Here is a 22320-nt window from a genome sequence, read left to right as displayed (position 1 = left end):
GAGTGGTCTTTGTGGCGGCCCCGCCACCGATCTCAAAGCAAAAACGTCTGCCGGTCGCGCAATGTCGCCGCGATGGCGGCGATGCCGGTCTCGATCTCGCTTTTGTTGGCCAGGATCGCTTCGCCCGCGACGCCCTCGACCAGCGAGCGCAGCAGCTCCGCCTGGCCGACCAGCACCGCGTCCTTTTCGGCGAGCGTGACGAGCGTTGCGGCCTCCAGCCGGTAGCGCTGCGCCATGCGGTCGTTCTCCGGCACCGGCTGGTGGCGGATCAGGCCTTCGAGCCCGCCGACGTCGCGCCCCAGCCGCTCCAGCGCCTGGGCGCTGGCGACGACCGCCGGATCGGGGAACGGATTGGCCCGCGTCGGCGTCGGGATGTTCTCGCGCCGGTAGCGGCTCTCGGCCTCATCGATCGCCGCTCGCGCCCGGCCGAGCAGCGAGCACGCCATCTGGCGCACACGCTGGTCGTCCGCCCTGAGCTGGTTTTCCTGGCGGTAGAAATTATAGCCATAGCCGTAGAACAGGTTGATCCCGACCTGCGCGAGCGGCCCGGCCTCGTAGAAGCGGCTCATCTTGTCGCGCCCACTTCATCGCCGAGCGGATAGAAGCCCGTCGGCTGGCCGCCGATCTGGAACGGCACGCCGGCCGCCGCGTTGGGCGCCGAGACCAGGCCTTTGTCGGCCATGCGCAAGGCCAGGTAATAGCGAACGGCTTCGATCGGGCTGAGGCCGATCGCCTGCAGCGAGATCAGCTCGCGCATGCGCTCGTCGCGCGGCATTATCAGCACCTTGAGGTCGTTGAGCATGATGCCGTAGACCTTCAGGAAGTCGGTCAAGTGCGCCTTCACCGCCTCGCGCACGTCGCTGATCCGCTCGTTGACGTTCTCCATCTTGGTGATCTGGATGATCTGGTTGATCGCCTGTTCGATCGCCGGCCCGGCATAGTCGGCGATTTCCTTGGTGTCGATCACCGCGCCGGCGAAAGGCATGTGGGTGATGAGGTCGAGCGCCTCTTCCTTGCTGTCGATGTGGATGTAGTAGTCGACGACATAGGACATTTCCGCCATCTCGGCGCTGGTCGCGATGCCTTCGTTGCGCACCAGCAGCTTTGAGCGGTTGATGTAGATGACTTCGTAAACCCAGGGCGACGATCCGCCGAAGAAGCCCTGCACGACAGACCCGACCAGCGGCTTGTCCGGCGTCTGCAGCGCGTATTGCCCGGTCTCGTAGACGTTGAGCACCGCGCCGCGCGACTTCAGGATGCAGAAATGGTTGCTTTCGACCGTCAGCAGCGAGCCCGAAACGATGCTCTCGTCGACGATCTTCATCGCCACGGTCCTGGTGCCGAGCGCGTCCGTGCCGTCGCGCTGCAGCGACGTGATGACTTGTCTGGTGATTGCCATTGTCTTTCCCTCGCTTGTTGGAGGCGCGCCCCGCGCGTGCCTCATGGATTTACGGTGTGAAAACAAAGAGTTGGAGCGGATAGGCGATTCAAGATGGCAGCCACGCTAACGCGGCGAGCAGAGGCCCTTGCCCCTGAAGGATTGCTGCAGCCGGGCGGTGCGGTCGGTGCGCTGCCGAAAGCCGCCGTCGCCGTCGAGCAGATATTTGACCCGCTGCTTGCCCTGCGCCTGCGCCGCCGCCTTCTTCGCAGACTGCCTGGCCTGCCGGATCGGCTTGATGACCTCGGCGGCTCTGCGCTCGATCTCGCCGGCGACGCCGGACTCCTGCAAGGCGCGGCTGACAGCCTGGCCGAGCAGTTCCCCGCCGGCTTTTCCAAGCAGTCCGGTTTCGCCAAGAAAACCCTTCTCGCCGAGGAAGCTGGAGACCGCTTTGGCGGCGTCGGCGATCTCGTCGCCTTCGTCGTCCTTGCTGGACCGCCGCGAAGCGGCTCGGCCGCGCCCCGGCCGAATGTCTTTCGCCCCGCCTTGGGCCTTGGCGAACCACCGCCAGGCCATGAAGGCGAGCACCAGCACAAACAGAAGATGCGACATGCAAAGACCCCGCTCAAATCGAAGGACAAGGCAGCCAACGACCGATTACGCAACCCGGGACAGCGCCCCGATCTCCGTTGTCGCGGATAACCGTTTGGAGCGGCTCCGCTCAGCGGTCCGTGTTGATTGCCGTGCTTGAAGATGCCGGAACGTGCCGCCCGTGGCGGATCAAGACCTGTTCCGGAATGTTCGTCCCCCCTCCATCCCTTGCCTCATCGAAAAAGACGTTTTTCCCGGACGGGGCTGTCCGAGACGTTTGGATGGCATGCTCAGCCGTTGATAAGCGAAGACTGAATTGCCGGCCATACACATTATCGCGAGCGATTTGCGGCAAGGCGCTTGCCGGCGTTCGACGCTCGGACGCGCGCCTTGTTACGCTGCGGAAATATCCCTAACCGCCGGAATCCTTAACACGATTTTCATCCCGCTCGCCTAACCACGTTAAGCATGGCGAAGCATGACGAGCGGCTGGTTGCAGGCCCCTCTTCGGAGGGGCAGAGCGAAGCCGTGGAAGCCGGCATCCTGCGCGACCAGCTTGGCGATCTGAGCAAATGCGTCTTCATCTCGATGCCCGTCGGCACGGTGCTCTCGGCGCTGATCCTGCTGGTGCAGCTGATCTCCGGCGGCGGCCTTGCCGCTGTGCTGTGGTTCGTCGCGATCGCCCTGATCAACGGCGCGCGTCTGGTGCTGGCCATCGCGCAGTCGGGCGCTGCCGACGACAGGTCGGAGGCGGTCCGCGCCCGGCTTTCCGTCTATGGCCTGCTGGCGCTTGCGTCGGGCATCGCCTGGTCGTTTCTGGCGCTGCTCAGCGACGGATACGCCACGGCTGAGGCGCCGCTCTACCTGACCGTGCTGGCCGGCGCTTCGGCCGGCTCGGTCACCTACGGCACTTCCTACGCGCCGGCCTCGATCAACTTCATCACCTTGCCGCTGCTCATTGCCGCCGGCTGCGTGCTGGCGCATGGCGGCGTCGCGAACTACGTGCTTGCCTTCACCATCGCGATGTTCCTCGCCGGCATGGTCAGGAGCGCGCTGGTCGGACAATCCCGCTTCCGCGAGACCAGCCGTCTCAAATACGAGGCGCGCGAGTTCGCCGCCGAGATGGAGCGCAACTCCAGGCGCGACCCGCTGACCAATCTGCTCAACCGCCACGGCCTGGAGCAGGCGATCCGCGAGCTCGGCCACTCCGACGGTCCGTTCGTCGCCATGCTGATCGATCTCGACGGCTTCAAATCCGTCAACGACACCTATGGCCACACCATCGGCGACGACTTGCTTGTCAAGGTAGCGCGGCGCATCGAGGCCCATGCCCCGCAGGGCGCCACGATCGCGCGCATCGGCGGCGACGAGTTCGTGCTGTTGTTCTCCGCCGAAAAATCCGGGCAGCAGGTGGGCGAGCTTGCGCCGGCCATCATCGCGGCCATCGCCAATCCGGATCCGGAACTGAACTCGGTGCGCGTCGGCGCTTCGATCGGCATCTACCAGGCGGAAAAGCCGCGCCTGACCGAGATGCTGCTCAAGGCGGATTTCGCGCTCTATGCCGCCAAGCGCGGCGGCAGGAACGAATATTACCTGTTCGACGCCGGGCTCGACGCCGCGCTGGAGCGCAAGAACTGCATCGAGCGCGATCTGCGTGGAGCTATTGAAAGCGGCGCGCTCTGCTCCTGGTTCCAGCCGCTGGTGCGGCTCGACACCAGCGCGGTCGTCGGCTTCGAGGCGCTGCTGCGCTGGCATCATGATGTGCACGGCGCCATCTCGCCGCCCGAGATCGTCACCGCCGCGCGCGAGACCGGCCTGCTTTCGCTTCTGAGCGAGACGGTGTTCCTGAATTGCTGCGCCATGATCGGCGAGCTGATGCGGCAGGGGCGCTCGGATGTACGGGTGGCGATGAACCTTTCGCCGCGCGAGCTCGAGGCCGGGAATGTCGACGACATGATACTCGATGGCCTGAAGGCGAAGAACGTGCCGGCCGCCATGCTCGAGATCGAGATCACCGAAGAGGCGCCGGTCGACCGCGCCCGGGTCGACGAGAAGGTCGGGCGCTTGGCGGATGCCGGCATATCGATCGTCCTCGACGATTTCGGCACCGGCTTCTCGACGCTGGTGTCGTTGAAGGACAGCCGCATCCGCAAGATCAAGATCGACAAGGATTTCGTGCGCGACCTGGCGAAATCCGTCGAGGACCAGGCGCTCGTCGAGGCGGTCATCGGCCTTGGCCGCACGCTCGGCATCGAGGTGATGGCCGAGGGCGTCGAGACCGACGCCGACCGCATGATCCTGCGCTCGCTGGGCTGCATGATCGCGCAGGGCTATCTGTTCTCGCCGGCACTGCCGATGCGCGACGCGCTCGCCTTCGACGCGGCCGGCGCTGAGGTTATTTTCGAGCCGCTGCGCAATCCCCGTAGCGGCACGGCCGCCTGATCGGCCGCTCGCACCTGACTTTGTCGTGATCTTGCTGGCAAGCAGCCGTGAAAGGGCAGGTAGCCGCCCCGGGCGGCCGGCATGAAACCTTTTGATTTTTAGGCCGTTGTCGGCGCGATGCCCAAGGCCAAAGCCAAACCGAAGCCCGCAGACGCCGCCACTCCGCGTGCGGTGCGCCAATCGCGCTCACAGAAGCGGGCAGGCAAGCCTAAGCCGCGGCAGGAGAAGCCGCCCAAGCCGGGCGCGGCCGCGCCAAAGGCGGCGGAGGAAAAGCCACCCGCCGACGCCGCGCCCGAGGCCATCGGCCATGCCGGCTCGCCGCCGCCGGAGGCCGCGGAGCCCAGCCCTCAGCTTTCGCCCAAAGAGGCCGAGCGGGCGCGCAAGAAATATCTTCTGCGGCGCTTCTGGATCAGCGGGCGCGGCTATTGGGGTTTGCGCGCAGACAGGCTCGCCTGGCCGCTGACGATCGGGCTGCTCACGCTCATCTGCGTCAATGTCGGTTTTCAGTACGGCATCAACCGCTGGAACCGCGCCATCTTCGACGCCATCGAGCAGCGCGACGCCCACACCGTCTATTGGCTGAGCGCCGTCTTCCTGCCGCTGGTCGCCGGCAGCATCAGCTTGGTGGTCGCGCAGGTTTACGTCCGCATGACCATGCAGCGGCGCTGGCGCTCCTGGCTGACCACGGCTGTCATCCAGCGCTGGCTCGCCAGCGGCCGCTACTACCAGCTCAACCTCGTCAAGGGCGACCACGCCAATCCCGAGGCGCGCCTGACCGAGGATCTGAGGATCGCCACGGAATCGCCTGTCGATTTCGTCGCCGGCGTGCTCAACGCCTTCCTGTCGGCCTCGACCTTCATTGTCGTGCTGTGGACCATCGGCGGCGCGCTGAGTTTTTCGCTGGGCGGCTCGGTCATCACCGTGCCCGGCTTCCTCGTCGTCACCGCCGTCATCTATGCCGCGATCACCTCGACCTCGATGTTCTTCATCGGCCGCCATTTCGTTGAGCTTTCCGAGCAGAAGAACCAGACGGAAGCCGAGTTCCGCTACGTGCTGACGCGCGTGCGTGAAAACGGCGAGAGCATCGCGCTGCTGGGTGGCGAGGAGGAGGAGAACGCCGGCATCTTCCGGTCCTTCGCCGCCGTGCTCGGCCGCTGGGCGCGACTCACCGGCCAGCACATGCGCACCACGCTCGTCTCGCAGGGCTCGAGCCTGTTCGCGCCGGTCGTGCCGGTGCTTTTATGCGCGCCGAAATTCCTTGACGGCTCGATGAGTCTTGGACAGGTGATGCAGGCGGCCTCCGCTTTCGCCCTCGTGCAAGGCGCGTTCGGCTGGCTGGTCGACAATTATCCCCGGCTTGCCGACTGGAACGCCTCGGCCCGCCGCATCGCCTCGCTGATGATGTCGCTCGACGGGCTGGAGCGGGCCGAAGAGAACGACCGGCTGGGCCGCATCCAGCGCGGCGAGACCGAGGACGGTGCCATGCTCAGCCTCAGAAACCTCTCAGTTACGCTCGACGACGGCACCTCAGTGGTGAAGGAGACCGAGGTAGAGATCCAGCCCGGCGAGCGCGTGCTGGTCTCGGGCGAATCCGGCACCGGCAAGTCGACGCTGGTGCGCGCCATTGCGGGCCTCTGGCCCTGGGGCAGTGGCAACGTCGACTTCCACCCGGGGAAGCGCCTCTTCATGCTGCCGCAGCGCCCCTATATCCCATCCGGCACGCTGCGCCGCGCCACCGCCTATCCCGCCGCCGCCGACAACTGGACGGTGAAGGAGATCAATGCCGCGCTCGACAAGGTCGGCCTTGGCTATCTTAAGGAGCGGCTGGAGGAAGAGGCGCCCTGGGACCAGACCCTGTCGGGCGGCGAAAAGCAGCGCCTGGCCTTCGCCCGCCTTCTGCTGCACGCGCCCGACATCGTCGTGCTCGACGAGGCGACCTCGGCGCTGGACGAGAAGAGCCAGGACAAGATGATGCGGATGGTGATCCGGCAATTGCCCTGGGTCACCATCATCAGCGTCGCCCACCGCGCCGAGCTGGAAGCGTTTCACACGCGAAAAATCACGCTGGAACGGCGCGAGGGCGGGGCGCGGCTGGTGAGCGATGTCGAGCTGGTGTCGCCCAAGCGCAAGCGCGGCCTGATCCAGCGGGCGCTGTGGGGGAGTGGGCCGAACGGCAAAGGGTAGGGGGAGCGCGCCGAGGCTGCGCGCAGCTTGGCGCATGCATTGTACAACGTAGCGCTGGTCGACCCCCACTCGGTCTCGGCTTCGCCGAGCCACCTCTCCCCTCGCTGAACGCACGTTGAGCGTTCGCCGTTCCCATGAAACGAAGAACCACCTAGAGTTCCGCGCGACAGACGGGAAACTCCGGGGAGGGAACACCGAAATGAGCGAAGTCAGGCAACTCGCCGAGATCGCCAGCTACCACGCCCATATCTACTATGACGGAGCGGCCGAGCGCCAACATGCCGAATGGCTGCGCGAGCGCATCGGCGAGCGTTTTCGCGTGCGGCTGGGCAACTGGCGCGACGAGCCGGTCGGCCCGCACGAGCAGGCCATGTACCAGGTCTCCTTCGCTACCGGGATCTTCGCCACGCTGGTTCCCTGGCTGATGCTGAACCACGGCGGCTTGAGCATCCTCATCCACCCCAACACCACCAACCCCAAGCGCGACCACCTAATCGACCCGATCTGGATCGGCCGCCCGCTGCCGGTGAAGGGCGAGGTGCTGGGCGAGGAAGACGAGGCGGAAGAGGCGCTGGAGGTGAATACGGCGCCGACATTGACGGCGTGAAAGGGCCCGTTCCCTGACCGGAGCGGGCCCTCTATCGGGACCTCCCAGGAACGCCGGCTTCTCCGAACCCCCGCTGGCTGGAGAGGGCAAACCTGTCCCGACACGGCGCGGTCAGAACGCCGCCTGACCACCAAATCCCTTCATTGCTGAAATGTTCCATTAGCAGCTGCTTGAAGATTTGGTGCGGCCTGCAGGCCGGGAACCGGGAACAAATGTAGCCGGCAATGGTTTCCCGAACGAAGGGACCGCAACGACGAATGCGGAACAATGCTTGAACTTCTCGACCTTGAACTGGCCAACGCCCGCCGGCGCTTGAACCGGGCCGAACGCGCGCTGGAACACGCCGAAGACATGCTCGAAGCGGACTGCGGCGTCGGTATCAATCTCGCTATTTGCTGCAGAATACGATCCGCGCAACGGCGCGTCGCCGATGCAAGACAGCGCCTCGCAAAGATCGATCCACGTGGACCGGTGGACCGGGCTTTGATGTCCGTGTGACGCTTGTCGCCGACGGTCGGCGCATGGGCGTCGTTACGGCTCTACGAAGTCCGGCCTGCAGAACATTCACGATCTGCGCTTCGGCCGCCAGCATCAGGCGACCGTAGTGCGTAGCGGCGTCCACGCCCCGGGCGGCCCGAGTGGGCTCGTGCCCAGCGATAGCCGCGGATCAATCCCGCAACCTCGCGGTGCCCCGAGGCCGTGCGTTCTGCCCGTCCACCATGGCTCCCCGCGCTGCGGATCGCGCCAACTGTTTTACGCGGAAAGCCGCGAACGCCTTTAGTAGCGACGAGTCAAGCTTCTGACCTGGATCTGTATACTAACCCCGTTACGACTGATAAATATTGAGTCCATGCTATCCGTTTAGGGTGCTCACAGTGGCAACGGTAGAAGATCTTAAGCAGCTATTTCAACTTCAGAGTGAGACACTCGCGACAGAATTCAAGTCTTGGCTCGATCTCAATGTTCCAGCGGGTCGAGCGCCACTTGCCAAGGCTGCCATCGCGCTCGCAAATCATGGAGGTGGAACTATTGTCATTGGGATGCGCGAAGCCAACAACGCTCCTATCGGTTCCTACCCTCGTCCAGCTCAAATTGGCCGGTACACGGCCGACGCTATAAATGCGGCAATAAATAAGTATGCGGATCCTCACATTCACTGCGATCTGGTCCATTTGAATCATCCAGCATCGGGCAATGAGCATGCGATCGTGGTTGTGCCGGGCGGCCAAATTGTTCCAGTAATGGCAGCCAAGGGTACCGACGGAGAAATCCTCGCTCAGAAGGTTTACATCCGAAAGCCAGGCCCTAAAAGCGAGGAGCCGTTCACGGCCGAGGAATGGCGAACACTCCTCGACAGATGTGTACGCGCTAACCGGGATAGCCTGCTCGAAGCAATAAGGGGCATCGTACAGGGTCGCTCACTAGATTCATTGGCGCGGAAGCAGATCGACGAGCTGTTAAAGTTCACAGACGACTCGCGGGACAGTTGGAAAATGCGTCTGGTGCCATTGCCCAAGGATGATCCTGCGCGGTTCCCTCTTGGGCATTACGAACAATCGTTCCAGATTTTGGGTGTAGAGCCTGCGTCGGGTCTTAGAAGTTTGCTGGAGAATCTACGGAAGGCAAGCGAAGTGAGGTTGACCGGATGGGGTCCGTTTGTGCTCCTTGAGCGGAAGCCGATTGGACCGGTACCCGTAGGCGAGGTGATCGAGGTCTGGGTTGGTACCCCGAGCGAAAAAGCTAGGGATGGTCGACACTGTGATTTTTGGCGTGCTCGGCCAGACGGCTTTCTTTACGAAGTTCGATCTTACGACGAGGATTTCACAGAAAAGGCTGAGCCGGGAACGTCTATTGATTTGACGATGCCAGTTTGGCGCATCGGCGAGACACTGCTTTATGTTGCGCGCCTTGCTAGGTTGCTCGGTGAGGACCCTGAGATTTCGGTGCGCATTCAGTACGATGGCTTGAAAGGTCGACGGATGTTGGCCCTGTTTGATTGGCGTTACCTTAGCTATGAACGCGAGTGCTTTGTCGACACAGTGAAAATGCAGGGGCAAGCGCGAGCGTCCATCATCGAGGACAACCTTGCTGAAGTGCTGGTTTCGCTACTCAGGCCGCTTTACGACGCATTCGACTTCGCACCCTTGTCACCAACCATGGTGAGCGAAGAGATCGCAAAGTTTCGAAACAACCGTTATTGAACTCTTGGGGCGCCCGCCGGCCATAGAGGTTCTGCCGATCGATGGTCGAACTCCTCGACAGGCTTAGACTTGACCCGCCAAACTCGCCCGCTAAAATTTGCCGTGCCTTGAGAAGAAGCGACGCCGGGCATTGAGGACAGTCGCGCGCTAACCGACAGTGGGTTGCCCCCTTACGTCGACGATAAGAAGAACCAGCGCCAGCTTGTGGCTGGCTATGCTGCCGAAACACTCCTCGCAAGAAACCAGCGGCCGGCCTGCAACGGGCAGCCGCGAATTGTGGAGAAAGTTATGCGGTTTGCATTGGTGAATGACGAACGAAGCGAGGCTGCTCCCCAACTGTTGGGCTGCTGTCTGGGCTGTTCGCAGCCTATGATCGCAAAGTGCGGAACACAACGTGTTTGGCATTGGGCACACCGTAGCAATAGAAACTGCGACACTTGGTGGGAGCCAGAAACTCTCTGGCATCGCGACTGGAAGAATCAGTTTCCCTCGGAATGGCAGGAAATCATCCAGCGCGATGAAAAAGGTGAGAAGCACGTCGCAGATGTGATGACCGCAAATGGCCAAGTGATCGAGTTCCAGCATTCTCACCTGCCTGCGCAAGAGAGGGCTGCACGCGAGGCTTTTTACCGAAACATGATCTGGATCGTGGACGGGATGCGCCTAAAGAATGACCGGAAGCGGTTTCTCGCGGGCGGAAGCCTGTTCAGTGCGCCCTTTGCAAAAGGCCTGTTCCTTACGCGTAGCCCTGAAAGTTGTCTGCCGGCAGTTTGGCTCAACTGCACAAAGCCGGTCCTATTCGATTTCGAAGGCTTCGCAGCCCCAGACGGATTACCTCCGGAAATTCAAGGCAAGCTTTGGTGTTTGCTGCCGGGGCGTATCGACGGCCAGGCCGTTCTCGCGGCTGTTTCGCGGTCCTGGTTTATCGACGCGGCTAGGATGAGGGAACAGATCATACCCATGCATGCCATTACGTGGGTTGTCCGAAGGGGACTAACCGCTCGTCGTTGGAACTACACAAGACCTCCACATTCCGGGCCATCCCGAGGTCGTCGCCGAGCAAAATACTAGCGGCATCGTTAGCTTAGACGGTGACCTCGGGCGCAGCCCCGTCTCCGCCCCTCAACCCTCCTCCACCACGAACGAAAGCGCGATCAGGTCGTCGATGTCGATGCCGCCATGGCCATTGTCCAGCACGTCCGCGACCTTTTGAAAGGCCAGCATGTCATCCATGCTGAGCTTGGCTTCCTTGAGCCTGTCCTGCAAACCCGCCACCCTGGTTTCCAACGTCGCCGACGTCTCCATCATACTTGCCTCCGTTGCTGTCCAGCGCCGCGTTCCAGACGCCCAGCATCAGGCATGTGAACACCACCGGCCCGATGAAAAGGCTGGCCGCTATGCCCACGGCCACCGCTAGGCCCATGCGCTCCGCTTTCGCGGCGATCTTCGTAAGCCCGTCGTCGGGCGGATCGAGGATGGATAGATCGCGGAGCGCGCCATTGTCGTTCGCGGGCAGTTCGAGCGGCGCTCGAAAAAGAAACTGCTGCTCGCCAAAGGGTTCGCGGGAACTCATCGACATGGGTCACGTCCCCGAGAGCGCCGCCTTGCCGTGGCGTTGGAACAGCGCCAGCTTGGCCGAGTAGCCAAGCCTGAGCTTGGTCTTGCAGGCGTCGCAGCGGAAGGTGCTCACCGACTTGAACCATGAACCGTTTCTGATGATCGGCTGGTGGCAGCTTGGGCATTCATAGCGAAGACTCGCGTCCCGCAACTCATCGGAAATCGACACTGTTCACCTCTGCCCCGGTTCTTGTTCTTGCATCGGATGCCCGCCACCTGTGGGCAAGTGGCGGGCGATCCAGCCGACTGACGATAAAGGGACTGATTGCTCGTCAGCTGAGCCCTAATGAGATCGCAGGGCTTATGTTTCACGCCATGGACCAATGCGGCGGCGAATGGGACCTCAGTCCCTATCAGCGGAACCTAATGTTCGTCGCGCGCTTATGGCGACATGAGCACGCGCGGCATCAACTTCCTCGACAGATGGATGGCGGAGCACCTGCCGAACGTGATGACTGACGACCCGCTCGCGGTCAGCGATCTGGCCGACGAGATGACGAAGGCGGCGGCGCGAGAGGGCATCCCGGCCGGCGAGATCGACGAGGAAGTCGGCAGCCCCTTCGCGGTGATCTTCGAGGCGCTGCAGCATCGCGAAGGCAGTCTGGGGGAGAGCGACCAGGCCGTCTTCGATTTGCTTGCAGGCCGCCTGGCAAGGGAAACCGGCATCACCCAGGAACAAGCCGGCAAGCTGATCGAGACGATCGGAACCGACTGGAGCTCGCTGCTGCGCGAGGCGCATTTTCTCAAAGAGCAGGACGAATGAGCAGGCGCGGCGCGGAATTCTTCGGCGCGTGGCTCTCCGACAATGTGCTGCGCGGCAGCGTGGGCGCGGACATGATCTCGGTGGCCGAGCTAACGGCGAAACTATTCGCCGACGCGCAGGCAGCGGGCATCTCCGAGCATGAGATCGAAGAGGAAGTCGGCAGCGCCTACGAAGCGATCCTTGCCGCGATCGTCGGCTCCGAGAACACCGAGAGTCCGTGAGCGCTGGGCGGCTCGTCCGTGTCGCCTCGGCGGAGGCGGCCAGGATCGGCGATGGCCGTCAGGAACATTAGCGCGCCCTGAAGGTTCTCCCAGAGAAGTCCCGCGCATCCTGGGTGGAGCCATGGCCGAGCTGGTATTTGCTTTCGTTTATTATTCCGGGCTGACCAGCCATGACATGGTGGGCGCCGTGGTGTCCTTGATGGCGGGCCTGCTGCTCTACAACGTCATGCGTGAAGACCGGCCAAACCGGTAACCATCGCTCCGGGAGCGGCCCGGCCCGAAAGACGGGGGGAGCCCACGAGCCGGGCCTGGCCGGCGGGGGCACGGACTAGATACAGGGCGCCGGCTGCCGCTGGTATATCGGCGTATGCGGGACTTATCGCCATCCGAACGAAGGACGTTTTGCACTCTCTGCCCGGCGGAACATTAAGGTGTTCTAATTGTTGATCCTCTCAAAGGAGGATCCGCCATGCACAGCATCATCTATCTCGTCGGACTGGTCGTCGTCATCCTGGCCGTGTTGAGCTTCTTCGGGCTCAGGCGATAGGCGCCCCGAGGCGGTCGGGGGGATCTGCGAACCTGAGCGATGGCGGCGAGCCGCTCGTCCGCTATCCCCCAGCCAGCCTCGGCAGCAGAAAAATCTCCGCGTCCTTCGGCAGTTCCTTGCTCCATGTATCGCGATAGATCGTCCCGTCGATCGCCACCGCGATGCCGCGGTCGATCCAGGGCTCTATCCCGGGATACTGTTCCGCCAGCTTGCGGAACAGCTCCCTGATGTCCTTGGCCTCGACCTCGTGCCTCGACTTGCCTCCGGCTACGGCGCTGAGCGAGCCCCAGAGGGTGACTTCGACCATTACCGCCTCAAGGTGCGTCGATATTCAGGTGATGCCGGCCTGCGAACGACGGCTTCCTGCGCTTCCGGTGCTCACGTACTACAAGTACGCTCCGCTCCGGTTCTCGGAAGCCATCATTCTCGGCTCGGCCTGACCTGAATCTCAACACACCTTGCCCTAGCTTGGATACCTCTCAGCCTTCCCGTTCCGCATCGAGCGCCGCCAGGATGCGCGGCGGCGACATCGGGATGTGGGTCATGCGCACGCCGACCGCGTTCGACACCGCGTTGGCGATCGCCGCCAGCGGCGGCACGATCGAGGTTTCGCCAACGCCGCGCACGCCATAGGGGTGGTTGGGGTTGGGAATTTCCAGGATCTGCGTGTCGATCATCGGCAGGTCGGAGCAGACCGGGATGCGGTAGTCGAGGAAGCCCGGATTCTGCAGCCGCCCGTCCTTGCCGTAGATATACTCCTCGTTGAGTGCCCAGCCGATGCCTTGCGCCGCACCGCCCTGGTACTGGCCCTCGACATAGGTCGGGTGCACCGCCTTGCCGGCATCCTGCACCACTGTGTAACGGATCACTCGGGTAGCACCCGTCTCGGGGTCGACCTCGATGTCGCAGATATGGGTGGCGAAGGAGACGCCCGCGCCGTCGGCAACGAGCTCGCTATGGCCGGCGATCGGCCCGCCGGTCGTGCCGGACTTCGCCGCGATGTCCTTCAGCGACAGCGGCGACAGGTTGCCGTATTTCTCGCCCTTGGCAATCGCATGGCCCTTTTCCCAGGTGACGTCGTCCACCGGGATGTCCCACATCTGCGCCGCGCGGTCGCGCAGGACCTTGATCGCGTTGCGCGCGGCCGAGATCGTCGCCATCGAGGACGAGAAGGTGCCGCGGCTGCCGTCGGTCATGTCGTTGTAGCCGAGCGAAGACGTATCGGCGACGATCGCCTTCACCTGGGAATAGTCGATGCCGAGCTCCTCCGCCGCCACCAGCGACAGCGACGCGCGGGAACCGCCGACATCCACCGTGCCCACGGCCAGCGAGACAGAGCCGTCCATGCCGATGTTCAGATCGGTGCAGGTCTGGCCGCCGAAATTGAACCAGAAGCCGCAGGCCATGCCGCGCCCCTGGTTCATCTTCAGCGGCGCCTTCATGTGCGGATGGTTCTTCGCCGCTTCCAGCGTCGGGCCGATGCCGATCGGTCCGTAGACCGGGCCGTAGGAGGCGCGGGTGCCTTCCTGCGCGGCGTTCTTGATGCGGAAGTCCACCGCATTCATGCCGAGCTCGTGGGCGAGCTCGTCGACGGCGCTTTCCACCGCGAAGGCCGCCATGGGCGCCGACGGCGCGCGATAGGCCGCCGTCTTCGGCCGGTTGACCAGCACTTCATAGCCGACGGTCTTGACGTTCTCGAGCTTGTAGCAGGCGAAGGCCGTCATCGCGCCGATCTCGGCCCAGGAGCCGGGGTAGGGGCCGCAGCTATAGCGCAGCGTCGCTTCCGCGGCGGTGATGGTGCCATCCTTTTTGGCGCCGATCTTGACGTCGATCGAGGTGGCGCTGGTCGGGCCCGAGGCGCGGAAGACCTCGTCGCGGGTCATCACCAGTTTCACGGGGCGGCCGGCCTTGCGCGACAGCGCCAGCGCCACCGGCTCGGCCCAGACATGGGTCTTGCCGCCGAAACCGCCGCCGATCTCCGACGAGGTGACGCGCAGCTTCGAAGCCTCCAGCCCAAGCAGTTGGGCGCAGTGCTGGCGGTAGACGAAATGGCCTTGCGTGCAGACCCACAGGTCCGCGGTGCCGTCGGGGTTGACGCTCGCCACGCAGGCATGCGGCTCGATATAGCCCTGATGCGTCTGCTCGGTCTTGAAGGAGCGCTCGACGATGAAATCGGCCTGGGCAAAGCCCTTGTGCACGTCGCCATGGCCGAACTGCGTGCGCTTGGTGACGTTGGAAGGTTTCGCAGGCTTTTCCTCGAGGCCCTCGGTGAAGATCTGGTCGTTGATCAGCGGCGCATGGTGGTGCGCGGCCTCGTCGACATCGGTGACATGCGGCAGCACCTCATAGTCGACCTCGATCAGCTTCAGCGCCTGGCGGGCGATGCGGGCGTCGATCGCCGCTACCGCGGCCACCGCATGGCCGTCATAGAGCGCCTTCTTGCGCGCCATCGAGTTGTCGAGGATGTCGTACATGGCGGCATCGCCGTCGGTGAGGTCCGGCAGGTCCTTCGCCGTGATCACCGCCTTCACGCCGGCGAGCTTTTCCGCCTTCGAGGTGTCGATCTTCTTGATGACCGCATGCGCATGCGGGCTGCGCAGGATCCGGCCGACCAGCTGGCCGGCCATGTTGAAGTCGGCGCCGTAGCGGGCGCGTCCGGTCACCTTGTCGATGCCGTCGGGGCGGATCGGCCGCGTGCCGACCGAGGAGAAATTGCGTCCGGAGTAGCGCGGATCGAAATTCATGGATTACGCTCCCTTCATCACTTCCGCCGCGTCCTGGACGGCGCGCACGATCTTGTCATAGCCGGTGCAGCGGCAGAGATTGCCGGCAAGCCCGAAGCGGATTTCCTCCTCGGTGGGCGAGGGGTTTTTCGCCAGCAGGTCCTTGGCCGCGATCAGGAAGCCCGGCGTGCAGATGCCGCATTGCAGCGCAGCATGCTCCAAAAACTTTTGCTGCAGCGGATGCAGCTGGTCGCCATGCGCCATGCCTTCGATGGTCTCGACCTTGCGGCCCTCGGCTTCCGCGCCCAGCACCAGGCAGGAGCAGACCAGCCTTCCGTCGACGATGACGCTGCAGGCGCCGCAGTCGCCGGTGCCGCAGCCTTCCTTGGCGCCGGTCAGGCCGAGCCGGTCGCGCAGCACGTCCAGCAGCGTCTCGTCGGGCTGGCAGAGATACTCGACGGCGTCGCCGTTGATCGTGGTTGATACAGCTACACCGGCCATTATTTGCCTCCCGCACGCTTGTAGGCGATAGCGGCGGCACGCTGTGCCAGCACGCCCGCGACTTTTCGTCTGAATTCGATGGTGCCGCGCTTGTCGTCGATCGGACGGCAGGCGCCCGAGCAGATTTTCGCCAGCCGCTCCAGCGTTCCTTCGTCGAGCTTGGAGCCGACCAGAACCTGGCCTGCCTCCTCGACCAGAAGCACGGTGGGAGCGGCAGCACCCAGCGCCACGCGCGCGGTCTTGATCGCGCCCTTGTCATCCAGCGTCAGGTTCACGCCGGCGCTCACCACCGCGATGTCCATCTCGGTGCGCGGAATGAAGCGCAGATAGGCGTCGCCCGCATGCTCAGGACGCTTGTCGAGCAGGATCGCCTCGATGATCTCGCCCTTGGCCAGCGACGTGCGGCCGGGTCCGGTCGGCACGCTCTCCACCGCAATGGTGCGCTTGCCCGAAGGCCCGGCGACCACCGCTTTTGCGGCGGCCGCCACCAGCGCGGGCACGCTGTCGGCGGCGGGTGAGGCGTTGCACAGATTGCCGGTGATGGTGCAGCGGCCCTGCACCTGCTTGGAGCCGATCAGATTGGCCGCCTCGACCACGCCCGGCCAGGCCTTGCGCACCGCCTTGTTCTCGCCCAGCACAGCGCAGGGCACCGCGGCGCCGATCCGGAAGCCGTCGGCCGTTTCGGTGATGTCGGCCAGGCCGCTTATCGCCTTGATGTCGACGATCAGCTCGGGCTCGATGAAGCCGCCCTTCATCCTCACCAAAAGGTCACTGCCCCCGGCGAGGATCGCGGCGGGGCCTACCGCCTTGGCGAGCTCGCCAACGGCATCTTCGATTGAAAGCGGACGTATGTAACGCATCGTCTCCCCTTGGTGGTCGCTTTGTCAGCGACCGTTATAAAGCGTCTGGTTATAATGGCCATCCCGTTCATGCATGTCCGGGTTGGGCCAGAGCCATGCTCCAGATGCGCCCAGCGGCCGGGCCAGGACATCGGGACCACTCGTTTGCGTTGAGCCGGCCGGCCGCGCCACCATAGAGGGAGCTTCAAATTCAGTGACCAGCACCGGTCAAGTTGGCAGCGAGGATCTGGTCCGCCGCGCGGTCGCCGCCTTCAATTCGGGCGACCACGCCCAGGCGATGGAGCTGTGCGAGCTTGGCCTGAGGTGGCACCCGGGCGATCCCGCGCTTTGCCACCTTCTGGCGGCTGTGCTGTTCGCCAAAGCGGACCTGCCGGCGGCGCGGGCGCGCATCGAGGCGAGCCTCGCCGCGCGTCCGGACAATGCACCCGCCCTGATCCTGGCAGGCAGGATCGCCCGGGCCGAGGGCCGGTTCGAAGCGGCGTTGCGGTTCCTGGATCACGCCGCAACGCAGTCGTCCCGGGTGGAAATCCTTCTCGAGCGGGCGCGTATCTTCGATCAGTCGGGCGATGCCGCGGCGGCGGGCGCTGGCTGGACACAGGTCCTGCAGAGCGATCCGAAATCCGTGGAAGCGATGGCGCGCCTGGGGCGCCTGGCATGGGAACGCGGCGCGCCCGCCGAGGCGGAAGGCTTGCTCGAGCGCGCCGTCGCCGGCACCGCGCATTCCGCCCAGTGGTTCGACCTCGGGCTGGTGCGCCAGGACATGCGCAAATTCGAGGCCGCCGCCGAGGCCTACCGCCATGTGCTGGAGATGAGCCCGGATGCGGCGGAGGCAGCGGTCAATCTGGGCGTCGTCCTGCAGGAAACAGGCGATCTCGATCGCGCGATGGCGGCCTATTCGCAGGCCTATCGCCTCAAGCCGTCCACCTTCGGCGTCATCGCCATGGCGCTGACCTCGGCGCCAAGCGGCCTTCTATGGCTCGATGAGGAAGCGCTGCGCCGCTCACTCGCCGGTGGAGCGTCCGCGCCTGGCGCGGAACCGCTTGCGGTAGACGCCCGGCGTTGACAGGACATCCGCGACCGTTTGCGCATAGGCGGCTTGGCGTTTTTCGTCGAACACTTCGAATTCCAACTGCGGCGCGGCCCGCGGAACCGCGAAGCATTGCGCGACCGGGGTTCCTTTGCCGAGCACGCCGGAGAATTCGGGCTCTTTCCAGATCGCCGGGAAATTGATGCCGCCATCGCTGAACCGGTCCGAATCCACCAGGCCCGTCACCAGTCGGAAGGGAAGGTCCTCGCGATTGACCGGGTGCGTCGCGTAGAGCGACCAGCCGTCCTCGACCTCGATGGTCCAGAAGCTGTTGAATTTGAGCGCGGCCTGGCCAGGCCTGGCGAACGGGCTGCCGGCAAGCTGCCCCGGCGTGTGGAAGCTCAGCGGCGCTCGCGGGTGGTTCCCGGTGGCCGGTTCCGGGATATTCCAGTCCCAGGAAAACTTGCCCCGGTCGACGACGACGTCGCAGGGCAGCAGGATCATGAAGCCGTAGGTCATCGCGTCGACGACCGGCGGGCATTGCTTGAGCGTGCGAATGTCGCGGCCGTGGATCGCCGAATAGGCGGTGGCGGGCATCGCGCGCAGCCAGTCCGGCAGCACGCCGCGCGCGGGCACCGGACGCGGCAAATGCTGCGCCAGGATCGGATCACATCTGAAAATGACACGCATCGCCGCCTCCCGGCATTGCGATAGCACGCCAGCCGGCCGCGCTCCAAGCGGCGCCTGGCCAGTCTGTCACCCGCGCCGGTATCCGCGGTCCGGCGTTGCCTCGGGAGAAAAAGGCCGTCCCGGGTGAATGCAGGTGGAACGGCCTCCCCATAACACGGTGGAGCTTAATAGCTCGTCTTGGGCGCCGCTTTTTTAGCCGCCGCAGCCTTTGCAGTGTGCTTCTTGTGCTTCTTGTGCTTCACCGGGCACTTGTGCGTCTTGGTCACCTTGCAGGCCTTCTTGGCGGCAACCTTTTTCGGAGCGGCCTTCGCCGGAGCAGTGGCGGCCGGAGCAGCGGCCGTGGTAGCGGCCGCGTTGCCGAGGACCGGCATCGAGAAGGCGAGGGCAACGGCGAGGCCGAGGGCGGAGAGAAGGGGTTTTTTCATGGTTTTTTCTCCTTGCTATGCAGGTCGGTTTTGGGTGTCACTGCATCGGGGTCGATCGGCGTCACGCCAAGCAGCTTCAGAGCGTTCGCGAACGCCCGGATCCCCTGCGCCTGCTTCTTGGTGGCGCAGAACCGGTCTCCCTTTCTTTGCAGTGCCTTGGCCGCGGTGACCTGCGTTGACGCGGCATGGGTTTCGAGGGCTTCGTCAACCTGGCGGCTAAGATTGGTGCAGCGCTCGGCCCGGGTCGTGGCAACCTTTGCCTCGCCGGCTTCAACCGGGCCGGTGCCGAGCGAAATGCCGAGCAACGCACCCATCAAGCCGATTGAGAACCTTTGCATCGCTTGTCGCCAATCCGAACAAGTTGCCGCAGTGCTGCAGCCGATGATCGACCCTCTCCAGTCAATCCTACGCCTGAACGATTTCTGGAGTTTTTCTGAAGTGTTTCTGAATTGTGTCCAAGGCGCCGGCGGAGCGCCCGTCAACGCTGAAGAACGCCTCGATGAAGGTCGGCGATGAGGGCTTTGTGCCGGATTGCGGCGCCCGACCGCCGAAAGCGCACGCCAGGATTCATGCACCGGCACAAAGCGCTATTCAAGGCCACGCGCTATCCAGTCTGCCTGCAGGTTGATAAACGTTGCGGCCGGCACTTCAGGATAGCTCCTGGCTGGAAATGAGAGGACGGCTCCGGAAACGAATGGCCAAAAAATTCGCATTCCTCCTGGTGCGCGATTTCACGCTCTCACCGCTGTCGCTGTTCATCGACACGCTGCGGCTGGCCGGCGACGAGGGCGACCGCAGCCGCAGGGTCGAGTTCGACTGGCAGATCGTCGGCGAGCGCGGCCTGCCGATCCGGGCGAGCTGCGGCGTTGAATTGCTGCCGACCAGGGCGATCGGCAATCCCGAGGATTTCGACAATGTCGTCGTGGTCGGCGGCCTGCTCGACACCAACCGTGTCCTGAGCTCGGAAAAGGAGGCGTTCCTGCTGCGCGCCGTCGAGAAGGGCGTGCCGCTCACCGCGCTCTGCACCGGCAGCTTCGTGCTGGCGCGCTACGGCCTGCTCGACGGCTACAGCGCCGCCGTCAGCTGGTTCCACATCAAGGATTTTCGCGCCGACTTTCCTGACGTGAACGCCCATGCCGATAGCCTGTATTCGGTGGATCGCGGTCGCGCCACCTGCGCCGGCGGCACGGGTGCCGCCGACCTCGCCGGCTATTTCGTCTCGCAATTCATCGGCCAGAAGGCGGCGGAGAAGGCGGCAAAAATCCTGGTGCTCGACCGCATCCGCAACATCAGGGACGTGCAGCCGGTCGGCGACCTGTTTCCCGAAGCGGCGAGCCGCGCGGTGAAGCGCGCGCTGCTTTTGATGGAAAGCAATCTGCAGGAGAAGGTCTCGGTCAGCGAGATCGCCAGCCGCCTGAACTGCTCGCGCCGCCAGCTCGAGCGTCTGTTCGCCACCGAGCTCGGCACCAGCCCGATGGCTGCCTATCTGGCGCTCAGGGTGCACTACGCCAAGTCGCTGCTGGAAGGCAGCGACCTCGCCATCGGCGACATCGCCTATCGCTGCGGCTTCGAGAATGCCGGCCATTTCAGCCGCGTCTTCCGCCAGCACACCGGCATCACCCCGACCCATCTGAGGCACCCGAACCGCGTGGTAGGGGTGGCGGCGAAAGCCGCCGTGGTCGCCTCGCAGCTCCCGCCTGGCCGATTGCGTGGTCGCGGAAACGGACCGTAGCATCGCCGCCAGTGGCAATGCCGCCGCTGTTCAACGCCCGTCATTGTCAACGCCGCGAGAGCCATGCCGCATTACCCCCACGCCATGCCCGGATCGAAAGCCGGCCGACTGGGCGCTTCAAGGCGCGCCGGTTTCGGTGCCCGGTTCGCGGAGCCTCGCGCCATCGGCCGCGCGCAACATTCCGGGGCACTGATCGGTGCGCCTTCAGCCGGCTCAGATGCATAAGATGCGACCGTCCGCGTTAACCATCAATTAACTATCCGGTCGCCTTTAATACGGTTCTGGAGGATACTGATTTTGGCCGCGAACGAAGAATTCGCGACCGCCGAAATGAGAAAAGAAGCGACGGATACCGTCGCCATTCTGCCGGGGAGGCGCCCAGCATCGTTTGATGAGGAGCGCCGGAATGAACATCGAGGAAGCAGTCACCGCAGCGACGACAGGATCGGGTGCGCTCCTGTCCTGTCTCGGCCAGCCGGTCGTCGCCTACCACGTCACGGCCATCATGCGCGAAACCGACAAGATCCATGCGCGGCAGATGCAACTCGCCCTGCTGCGGCGAAGCATCGAGGCGCTTGTCGACGACGGCCTCGAAGACATCGAAGCCGAAATATTTGCATCGCAGTTCGACGGCCGCATCGGCTCGGCCTGGGACCAGCTGCATCCGGCCGGCGACACGCCGCATTGATCGCTGCCAGGCCAGTTGCGGCGTTCCTTTGCGGTAGGATAGACTGCGTCCCAACGGCAGTTGAAACTGCCGGCTGCATGCCAAAGTGACTTTTGCACGAGGCGGCTAGAGCAATTCCAGGAAAAGTGTAGGCGGGTTTCCGTGCGGAATTGCGTAAAACAGAGGGATAGAGCGGTTCGCCGTTTCCGTAAAACGGTGAAACGCTCTAGATCGGCCCATGGTCGATGCGGGGACAGTTTCGTCGGTATCTGGTGCCGGGTTCAAGCAGCGGGCGCTCGGCGTTGGCCTTGTGGTCCTCTCGACAATCGCCATCGCACTCGTTCCAAGCCTTGCTAAACTTGCCTATGAGGGCGGCAGCAACACGCTGAGCGTCATCACCGGCCGAAGCATCTTTTCGGTTTTGATCACGCTGGCGTTGTTGGTTGCGTTTCGCCAACCAATGGTAATTCCGCGCCGGCCGATGCGGATAGCCCTCGCGATGGGCGTGGCCTATGCGGTGATGCTCTACGGTTATCTCGGAGCCGTGAACTACCTTCCGGTCAGCCTGGTGATCCTGATCTATTTCGTTCATCCAGTGCTGGTTGGGTTCATCGTGATGTTTCTGGGACAGGAAAAACTCACGATCATATCCATCGGCGAGCTAGCAGCCGCGCTTGTGGGGCTTTACCTGGCAATCGGGCTTTCCTTCGAAGGGCTGAGCGGCATTGGATTGGCCCTCGCAGCGTTGGCGATGGCGGTGACGGCGATCATTGTTGTGTGCGGTGCGCGTGCGACGGCGGAAGCAAAGGCGATTTCAGTCGGCTTCTACATGATGCTTTCGGCCGCGGTCGCGCTCACCGTAATCTTCGCGCTCTTTGGAACACTGGCCCTGCCCACGACTCCGCTCGCATGGACCGGCTTTGTCGGTGTCGCCGTTGCGTCCACTGTGGGCACCCTCGCATTCATCTCAGGCATGGCCTATGTCGGCGCGGCGCGCGCCGCGATGATCAGCAATCTGGAGCCGGTCCTCGGGGTCTTGTTTGCGATTGCGGTTTTGGGGGAACGGGTTTCGCTGCTTCAGGGTACCGGCATCGCGATCGTGATCGGAGCGATCTTTGTCATGGAAATGCGTCGCTAGCCGCAT

General features: G+C 63.9%; 24 protein-coding genes. 13 read left to right on the top strand and 11 right to left on the bottom strand.

Annotated elements, in window-relative coordinates:
* Window positions 1–32 precede the first annotated feature (32 nt).
* The 3 genes from EN869_RS22400 to EN869_RS22390 form a co-directional block, all read right to left on the bottom strand.
* The gene (locus tag EN869_RS22400) at window positions 33–569 is read right to left on the bottom strand and encodes a hypothetical protein (protein WP_127228174.1); all 537 of its coding nucleotides are present in this window, start codon (window positions 567–569) and stop codon (window positions 33–35) included.
* The gene (locus tag EN869_RS22395) at window positions 566–1399 is read right to left on the bottom strand and encodes an SPFH domain-containing protein (RefSeq protein WP_127228173.1); all 834 of its coding nucleotides are present in this window, start codon (window positions 1397–1399) and stop codon (window positions 566–568) included. The genes EN869_RS22400 and EN869_RS22395 overlap by 4 nt, the downstream gene beginning before the upstream one ends.
* A 105-nt stretch (window positions 1400–1504) precedes the next feature.
* The gene (locus EN869_RS22390; protein ID WP_127228172.1) at window positions 1505–1990 is read right to left on the bottom strand and encodes a hypothetical protein; all 486 of its coding nucleotides are present in this window, start codon (window positions 1988–1990) and stop codon (window positions 1505–1507) included.
* Between the two features lie 447 nt (window positions 1991–2437).
* Between EN869_RS22390 and EN869_RS22385 the strand changes: the two genes are divergently transcribed.
* From EN869_RS22385 to EN869_RS22360, 6 genes are all read left to right on the top strand, one after another.
* On the top strand, window positions 2438–4411 hold the full coding sequence (locus tag EN869_RS22385; RefSeq protein ID WP_127228171.1) for a GGDEF domain-containing phosphodiesterase: 1974 nt from the start codon (window positions 2438–2440) through the stop codon (window positions 4409–4411).
* A gap of 117 nt (window positions 4412–4528) precedes the next feature.
* Window positions 4529–6595 carry an ABC transporter ATP-binding protein/permease gene (locus EN869_RS22380; protein WP_127228170.1) on the top strand — a complete coding sequence of 689 codons (2067 nt, stop codon included), beginning with the start codon at window positions 4529–4531 and terminating at the stop codon, window positions 6593–6595.
* A 199-nt stretch (window positions 6596–6794) separates the two neighbouring features.
* On the top strand, window positions 6795–7202 hold the full coding sequence (locus EN869_RS22375; protein WP_127228169.1) for a DOPA 4,5-dioxygenase family protein: 408 nt from the start codon (window positions 6795–6797) through the stop codon (window positions 7200–7202).
* Between the two features lie 267 nt (window positions 7203–7469).
* Window positions 7470–7700 carry a hypothetical protein gene (locus tag EN869_RS22370; RefSeq protein WP_127228168.1) on the top strand — a complete coding sequence of 77 codons (231 nt, stop codon included), beginning with the start codon at window positions 7470–7472 and terminating at the stop codon, window positions 7698–7700.
* Between the two features lie 377 nt (window positions 7701–8077).
* Entirely contained in the window at window positions 8078–9403 is a 1326-nt protein-coding gene (locus EN869_RS22365; protein WP_167507120.1) for an ATP-binding protein, read from the top strand.
* Window positions 9404–9691: 288 nt separating this feature from the next.
* Window positions 9692–10474 carry a competence protein CoiA family protein gene (locus EN869_RS22360; protein ID WP_348632436.1) on the top strand — a complete coding sequence of 261 codons (783 nt, stop codon included), beginning with the start codon at window positions 9692–9694 and terminating at the stop codon, window positions 10472–10474.
* A 154-nt stretch (window positions 10475–10628) separates the two neighbouring features.
* Here EN869_RS22360 and EN869_RS34510 read toward each other — a convergent pair whose 3' ends face one another.
* A complete protein-coding gene (locus EN869_RS34510) occupies window positions 10629–10982 on the bottom strand; it encodes a hypothetical protein (protein WP_127395066.1) in 354 nt (117 codons plus the stop codon).
* A gap of 465 nt (window positions 10983–11447) precedes the next feature.
* Between EN869_RS34510 and EN869_RS35140 the strand changes: the two genes are divergently transcribed.
* The 3 genes from EN869_RS35140 to EN869_RS35535 all read left to right on the top strand — a co-directional run bounded on the left by EN869_RS35140 (window position 11448) and on the right by EN869_RS35535 (window position 12257).
* Window positions 11448–11783, top strand: a complete 336-nt coding sequence (locus EN869_RS35140) for a hypothetical protein (RefSeq protein ID WP_245489582.1) — start codon at window positions 11448–11450, stop codon at window positions 11781–11783.
* A complete protein-coding gene (locus tag EN869_RS22340) occupies window positions 11780–12004 on the top strand; it encodes a DUF768 domain-containing protein (protein ID WP_127228164.1) in 225 nt (74 codons plus the stop codon). The genes EN869_RS35140 and EN869_RS22340 overlap by 4 nt, the downstream gene beginning before the upstream one ends.
* Before the next feature lie 121 nt (window positions 12005–12125).
* Window positions 12126–12257 (top strand): hypothetical protein, encoded by a 132-nt coding sequence (locus tag EN869_RS35535; protein WP_281015787.1) that lies wholly within the window; start codon window positions 12126–12128, stop codon window positions 12255–12257.
* 355 nt (window positions 12258–12612) lie between these two features.
* On the opposite strand, the gene EN869_RS22335 is transcribed toward EN869_RS35535, so the two are convergent.
* The 4 genes from EN869_RS22335 to EN869_RS22320 form a co-directional block, all read right to left on the bottom strand.
* Window positions 12613–12858, bottom strand: coding sequence for a MoaD/ThiS family protein (locus EN869_RS22335; RefSeq protein ID WP_127228163.1), 246 nt, complete (start codon window positions 12856–12858; stop codon window positions 12613–12615).
* A 172-nt stretch (window positions 12859–13030) separates the two neighbouring features.
* On the bottom strand, window positions 13031–15295 hold the full coding sequence (locus EN869_RS22330) for a xanthine dehydrogenase family protein molybdopterin-binding subunit (RefSeq protein WP_127228162.1): 2265 nt from the start codon (window positions 15293–15295) through the stop codon (window positions 13031–13033).
* 3 nt (window positions 15296–15298) lie between these two features.
* A complete protein-coding gene (locus EN869_RS22325; RefSeq protein ID WP_127228161.1) occupies window positions 15299–15775 on the bottom strand; it encodes a (2Fe-2S)-binding protein in 477 nt (158 codons plus the stop codon).
* Window positions 15775–16635, bottom strand: coding sequence for a xanthine dehydrogenase family protein subunit M (locus tag EN869_RS22320; RefSeq protein ID WP_127228160.1), 861 nt, complete (start codon window positions 16633–16635; stop codon window positions 15775–15777). Before EN869_RS22320 ends, EN869_RS22325 begins: the two co-directional genes overlap by 1 nt.
* Window positions 16636–16828: 193 nt before the next feature.
* Here EN869_RS22320 and EN869_RS22315 point away from each other — a divergent pair, with 193 nt between their 5' ends.
* A complete protein-coding gene (locus tag EN869_RS22315; protein WP_127228159.1) occupies window positions 16829–17698 on the top strand; it encodes a tetratricopeptide repeat protein in 870 nt (289 codons plus the stop codon).
* On the opposite strand, the gene EN869_RS22310 is transcribed toward EN869_RS22315, so the two are convergent.
* The 3 genes from EN869_RS22310 to EN869_RS22300 form a co-directional block, all read right to left on the bottom strand.
* Window positions 17636–18352 carry a hypothetical protein gene (locus EN869_RS22310; protein WP_127228158.1) on the bottom strand — a complete coding sequence of 239 codons (717 nt, stop codon included), beginning with the start codon at window positions 18350–18352 and terminating at the stop codon, window positions 17636–17638. The genes EN869_RS22315 and EN869_RS22310 overlap by 63 nt on opposite strands.
* Window positions 18353–18516: 164 nt before the next feature.
* Entirely contained in the window at window positions 18517–18777 is a 261-nt protein-coding gene (locus EN869_RS22305; RefSeq protein ID WP_127228157.1) for a hypothetical protein, read from the bottom strand.
* On the bottom strand, window positions 18774–19115 hold the full coding sequence (locus EN869_RS22300; protein WP_127228444.1) for a hypothetical protein: 342 nt from the start codon (window positions 19113–19115) through the stop codon (window positions 18774–18776). Before EN869_RS22300 ends, EN869_RS22305 begins: the two co-directional genes overlap by 4 nt.
* A gap of 356 nt (window positions 19116–19471) precedes the next feature.
* Here EN869_RS22300 and EN869_RS22295 point away from each other — a divergent pair, with 356 nt between their 5' ends.
* From EN869_RS22295 to EN869_RS22285, 3 genes are all read left to right on the top strand, one after another.
* The gene (locus tag EN869_RS22295) at window positions 19472–20509 is read left to right on the top strand and encodes a GlxA family transcriptional regulator (RefSeq protein ID WP_245489583.1); all 1038 of its coding nucleotides are present in this window, start codon (window positions 19472–19474) and stop codon (window positions 20507–20509) included.
* A gap of 406 nt (window positions 20510–20915) precedes the next feature.
* Window positions 20916–21197, top strand: coding sequence for a hypothetical protein (locus EN869_RS22290; protein ID WP_245489584.1), 282 nt, complete (start codon window positions 20916–20918; stop codon window positions 21195–21197).
* A 217-nt stretch (window positions 21198–21414) separates the two neighbouring features.
* Window positions 21415–22314, top strand: coding sequence for a DMT family transporter (locus EN869_RS22285; RefSeq protein ID WP_127228155.1), 900 nt, complete (start codon window positions 21415–21417; stop codon window positions 22312–22314).
* Window positions 22315–22320: the final 6 nt, after the last annotated feature.

The sequence above is a fragment of the Mesorhizobium sp. M2D.F.Ca.ET.226.01.1.1 genome, assembly GCF_004022705.2.
Lineage (GTDB): Bacteria > Pseudomonadota > Alphaproteobacteria > Rhizobiales > Rhizobiaceae > Mesorhizobium.
This window is presented reverse-complemented; position numbering and strand designations above follow the sequence as displayed.